We start from the raw sequence: 5,391 nt of genomic DNA, 5'->3' as shown, positions 1-5,391 counted from the left end.
GTCGTTGTTGAGGAAGGCGACGACGGTGCCGACCGCGTGCTGGACGCCGAGGTTGCACCCCCCGGCGAACCCGAGGTTGACGGGCGACTCGACGAGGTCGACGCCGGGCACCTGCCTGATCGCCTCGGCGCTCCCGTCCCCGGAGGCGTTGTCCACGCAGATCACCTGGAGGCGGTCGGCGGGGTAGTTGAGCTGGTCGCGCAGTGCGCGCAGGCAGGTGACGGTGTCATCGGCGCCGCGGTAGTTCACCACGATGACCGAGACGACGGGACACAGCGCCGGATCGGGCACACGCGCTCCTCGGGTTCGTGCGGTAGCTCAAGACTGCACCATCACACCACGTGACGGCACGTCAACCAGGCGAGTTGGCCGATCTTGCTCGACGCCACACCACCGACCGGGGGACGTTCAGCACCCGGGAGATGGTTCTCCGTTCGCCCAGAAGGAGACCCAGCGTGGCACCCACCTCGCCTAACACCCGGAGCCGCAGGCCAGCCTGAAAGTTCCACGGAACGGCCGGTTCACCCGGCGAGCCCGAGCGAAAGTCCCTCTCGTGCGTCGGGGGGCCCCCCGGTTTCCACGTTACCGGAGGCCACCGACGCTTCCGGGCCTGCGAGCTGCCACTGGCAACACCTTCACCCACCGGAGCCGAGCGAAAGTCCCTTTCATACCCCGGGGGCCCCCCGATTTCCACGCTACCGGAGGCCACCGACAGTTCTGGGGGCGCGAGCGGTGGGCTGTCCACAGGGGCCGGTGCGGGTCTGGAGCGCGGCCGGAGCTGGGCAAGCGCGCGGCGGAGCTGGGCCAGTCCAGGTTTCCGCACATGATCGAGTTTTGGCTGATCACGAGCTTGAGCCGGAGCAGCGTCCCGATCATCGCCGCGGGTCAGCGGACCAGGTGCGGAATACCCGGCTAGCGCGCGCCGGAGCGGCAGCAGCAAGGTGATCGCCGTGAACCTCGCCACTTCGCGGGTCGCCACCGGGGCCGGGGCGCAGCGGATCAGCATGGCCAGCCGGTTGCGTTCGTTCCACAGGTGGAACTGCCGTGACCCCGGTCGGCTGCTCGCGCCGTGGCGGTGGGTCACCACCGCGTCCGGGACCGCCACGACCGTGTGGCCGGCCAGGCGTAGGCGCCACGCTGTGTCGGTGTCCTCGTAGTAGCAGAAGAACCTGGCCGGAACGCCGCCCACCTGCCGCAACACCGCCGTCCGGAGGAGGGCCGCGCCGCCGCAGAAGCCGAACGGCCCGGCACCCGGGTCGGTGAGGTCCACGCCGTACCCGCCGCCGGTCAGGCCCACGCCCACCGAGATCACCGAGCCGTCCAGCCGCACCATCCGGGAGGCCGCCGCCGCGGCGTCCTGCCGCTGGTCGAGTGCGTCCTCCAGGTGGGCCAGCCAGTCCGGGGCGGGCTCGGCGTCGTCGTTCAGCCAGGCGATGAACTCCGTGGTGACGTGGCCGTCCACCGCCGCCAACCCGCCCGCGTAACCCGCGTTGGCCGCCAGCCGCAGCACAGTGGGTGCCGACGGGTGCCGGGCGAGGATCCCGGCCGTCCCGTCGGCCGAGGCGTTGTCGACCACCAGGAGCCGGTGCGGGCGGGTCTGCGCGGCCACCGCGTCCAGACACGCGCCGACATGCCCCTTACCCCGCCAGGTGACGACCACGATCGTGGTGCGTGTCGACAGGCCGGTCACGTTGCGGAACCGTACCCTGAGGCCGTGCCCGAGCTCGTCGTGCTCACCGAGCAGCTCCTCGCACCCGTTCCCGGAGGGACGGGGCGGTACACGCGCGAGCTGCTCCCCGCGATGGCCGCCGCCGCCCCACCCGGGTGGACCGTCGCCGGGGTGACGGCCACACACCGCGATCTCCAGCCCGCCGTCGTGCCCGACGTCGCCGGACCCCGCGCGCTGCCGCTGCCCCGCCGCGGGCTCACCGCCCTCTGGGAGCACGGCGTGCACCTCTGGCCCGGCGGCGACGCCGTCCACGCCCCGACCCCGCTCGCCCCGCCCGCGCCCAAACGCGGCCGCTGCCTGGTCGTCACCGTGCACGACACGGTCCCGTTCACCCACCCGGAGACCCTCACCCGCCGAGGCGCCGCGTGGCACCAGGCCGCCATCCGCCGCGCGACCGCCCGCGCCAACGCCGTCGTCGTGCCCACCGCCGCCGTCGCCGAGGAACTGCAGCGGCACGCGCCCGGTCCGGCGCCGGTCGCGGTCGTTCCGCACGGCGTGCCGGACGTGTTCCGCCTGCCGATGGACCTGAACGAGGCCGCGCTGCGGGCCGGCCGGCTGCGGCTCCCGGAGACCTACGTCCTCGCCGTCGGCACCGTCGAGCCGCGCAAGGGCCTCGACGTGCTGGTCCGCGCCATGGCCAGGCCGCAGGCGCCGGACCTGCCGCTCGTGGTCGTCGGTCCGCGCGGCTGGGGCGGTGTCGACCTGCGCGAACTGGCCGCCGAGCACGGCTTCCCGGCCGGGCGCCTGCACGTCACCGGCCGCATCGACGACGAGAACCTGTCCGCGGTGCTGCGGCGAGCGAGCGTCCTGGCGGTGCCCAGCCGCGCGGAGGGCTTCGGCCTGCCGGTCCTGGAGGCCATGGCCGTCGGCACCCCGGTCGTGCACACGGACGTCCCCGCACTGGTGGAGGTCGCCGGCGGCACGGGCCTGATCGTCCCCCGCGGCGACGCGGACACCCTGGCCTACGCGCTGCACGAGGCCGTGACCGAGCCGGCGGCGACGGCCGAGCGGGTCGCACAGGGCCGGCTGCGGGCCGCCCAGTTCAGCTGGGAGCACGCCGCGAGCGAGCTGTGGCGTCTGCACGTGCGGTTCTTCGACATGGCGAACGCACGCTGAACAACGGGTCGGTCAGTTTTTCACCCGGTCGCGATAGCAGAAGGTGGCGAAGTCGTAGTCTGCTACTCGTGCCAGAACCCCGTGTCCTGATCGATGCCACCGCCGTGCCGGCGGACCGCGGCGGCGTCGGCCGGTACGTGGACTCACTCGTCTACGCCCTCGACTCGGACGGCGCGCCCATCACGGTCGTCTGCCAACCCCGTGACGTGGAGCTGTACGGACGGCTGGCACCGAGTTCCCGCATCGTGCCGACAGCGGACTCGAACGCGACCCGCACGGCGCGCCTGACGTGGGAGCAGACGACCCTGCCGCGGCTGGTCCGGCGCCTGGGCGTGGACGTGCTGCACTCCCCGCACTACACGACCCCGCTGGCGAACCCGGCCGCGTCGGTGGTCACCCTGCACGACGCGACGTTCTTCACCGACGCCGTGCTGCACCACTCGATCAAGGCCAGGTTCTTCCGCGCGTGGACCAGAACCGCACTGATCAGGGCGTCCTTGTGCGTGGTCCCGTCGGCGGCGACCGCGGCGGAGCTGGCGAGGGTCACCGGCACGGACCCGTCGCGCCTGGAGATCATCCAGCACGGCGTGGACAACGACCGCTTCCACCTGCCGACCCACGAGGAGGTGTCGGCGGCCCGGCGGCTCATCGGGTTGGGCCCGGACACCCCGTACGTGGCGTTCCTGGGCGCACTGGAGCCGCGCAAGAACGTGCCGTCGCTCATCCGCGGCTTCGCGGCGGCGTGCCGGGGCAGGGCGAACCCACCGGCCCTGGTGCTCGCCGGCCAGCCGGGCTGGGACCGCCAGGTGGAACGCGCGCTGGACGACGTCCCCCACCGCCTCAGGGTCATCAGGGCCGGCTACCTCCCGTTCGAGTCCCTGGCGGGCTTCCTGGGCGGCTCGACGCTGGTGGCGTACCCGTCGCTGGGCGAGGGCTTCGGCCTGCCGGTCCTGGAGGCCATGGCGTGCGGCGCCTGTGTGCTGACCACCAGACGTCTGGCCCTGCCGGAGGTGGGCGGCGACGCGGTCGCGTACTGCGGCGTCGGCGCGGGAGACATCGCGGCGGCGCTGGTAGAGCTACTGGACGACCCGGCACTGCGGTCGAACCTGGCGGCCGCGGCCCAACGCCGCGCGAAGGAGTTCTCGTGGCTCACGAGCGCCGAGGCACACCGCACCGCGTACGAGAAGGCCTACCGGGCGCACCGCCGCCGACGCTGACGGGCACAATGCTTGGCTGTGGAATATGGCCAGGAGTTGGCGGTAGTCATCGTGACGTACTCGCCGGGCGAAACACTCGAGCGATGCCTGGACACACTGGAGAAGGCCACAACGAGGTCGTACTCGGTGGTCCTGGCGGACAACGGCTCGGTGGACGGGGCCCCGGAGAAGGCCGCTGAACGCCCGAACGTGACCCTGCTGCACACCGGCGGCAACCTGGGCTACGGCACCGCGGCGAACCGGGGCGTGGCCACACTGGGGGACGAGTACGGCTGGATCGTGGTCGCCAACCCGGACCTGGAGTTCGGCCCCGGCTCGTTGGACGCGCTGCTGGACGCGGCAACCCGCTGGCCCCGCGGCGGCGCGTTCGGCCCCCTGATCCGCGAACCCTCCGGCCAGGTCTACCCGTCCGCCCGCCTCACCCCGTCCCTGGGCAAGGGCATCGGCCACGCGGTAGTCGGCCGCGTCTGGCGAGAGAACCCGTGGACGAAGGCGTACAAGCAGTCGGACACGTCCGTCGAAGAGCGCGAGGCCGGCTGGCTGTCGGGCTCGTGCCTGCTGATACGCCGCACAGCCTTCGACTCCGTCGCCGGTTTCGACCCGCGATACTTCATGTACTTCGAGGACGTGGACCTCGGCGACCGCCTGAGCAAGGCGGGCTGGCTGAACGTGTACGTGCCCTCGGCCGAGGTCGTACACATCCAGGGCCACTCGACGGCCAGGTCCTCCGACAAGATGCTGGCCGCCCACCACGAAAGCGCATACCGCTACATCGCCGACCGCCACCAGGGCCTGAAGTGGGCCCCGATCCGCGCCAGCGTGAAGGCAGGCCTGGCAATGAGACTGAAGGCGGAAACCCGAAAGAAGCCCGAGGGAGAGTAAGGGGCCAAAACAAGGGAACGGCAAGTGGTCAGACCGCCACACATTGATCTTATTGGACAGACCAACTGACCTAACTGGCCAGACCGTCAACCCAGGCGGCCTACAAGCGCGCAGACCGAAGTAACCGCGCTCGCCAACCGTTCGCCCCACACAGGCACCTCGGCCGCCCCCGCCCCGGCAACCCCAGACGGCCACAAGCGCGCAGACCAACGTATCCCGCTTGCCAACCTTTCGCCCCGACGCGCCCAGGTCCGCCGCCGCAGCAACCCCTGACGGTTTACAAGTGCGCAGATCAAAGCAACCCCGTTTGCCAGGCCGTCGCTCCCAAACGCAGCTCCCGACCGCCCCCGGCAACCCCCAACGGCCTACAAGCGCGCAGACCAAAGCAACCCACTCGCCAACCCTTCGCCTCCACGCACCCCCGGCCCGCGCCCCCCCCCCCCCCCC

The 5,391-nt window shown here is 72.0% G+C and carries 4 protein-coding genes and 1 pseudogene; 3 read left to right on the top strand and 2 right to left on the bottom strand.

Annotation, left to right across the window (positions count from 1 at the left end; translation table 11 throughout):
* On the bottom strand, nucleotides 1–291 hold a 291-nt coding region (locus tag ACJ73U_RS28400; protein ID WP_407780789.1), incomplete at its 3' end, for a glycosyltransferase family 2 protein.
* A 628-nt stretch (nucleotides 292–919) separates the two neighbouring features.
* Nucleotides 920–1,681, bottom strand: a pseudogene (locus tag ACJ73U_RS28395) (glycosyltransferase family 2 protein); the annotation flags it as partial.
* A 33-nt stretch (nucleotides 1,682–1,714) separates the two neighbouring features.
* Here ACJ73U_RS28395 and ACJ73U_RS28390 point away from each other — a divergent pair.
* The 3 genes from ACJ73U_RS28390 to ACJ73U_RS28380 all read left to right on the top strand — a co-directional run bounded on the left by ACJ73U_RS28390 (nucleotide 1,715) and on the right by ACJ73U_RS28380 (nucleotide 4,944).
* Nucleotides 1,715–2,845, top strand: a complete 1,131-nt coding sequence (locus ACJ73U_RS28390) for a glycosyltransferase family 4 protein (RefSeq protein WP_407780788.1) — start codon at nucleotides 1,715–1,717, stop codon at nucleotides 2,843–2,845.
* 68 nt (nucleotides 2,846–2,913) lie between these two features.
* A complete protein-coding gene (locus tag ACJ73U_RS28385; protein ID WP_407780787.1) occupies nucleotides 2,914–4,062 on the top strand; it encodes a glycosyltransferase family 4 protein in 1,149 nt (382 codons plus the stop codon).
* A gap of 36 nt (nucleotides 4,063–4,098) precedes the next feature.
* Nucleotides 4,099–4,944, top strand: a complete 846-nt coding sequence (locus tag ACJ73U_RS28380) for a glycosyltransferase family 2 protein (RefSeq protein WP_407780786.1) — start codon at nucleotides 4,099–4,101, stop codon at nucleotides 4,942–4,944.
* The last annotated feature ends 447 nt before the right edge of the window (nucleotides 4,945–5,391 follow it).

The organism is Actinophytocola sp., from assembly GCF_045807065.1.
In the GTDB taxonomy this organism is placed as follows: Bacteria; Actinomycetota; Actinomycetes; order Mycobacteriales; family Pseudonocardiaceae; genus Actinophytocola.
Note: the sequence above shows the minus strand (reverse complement) of the source record. Positions and strands in the feature narration are given on the sequence as shown.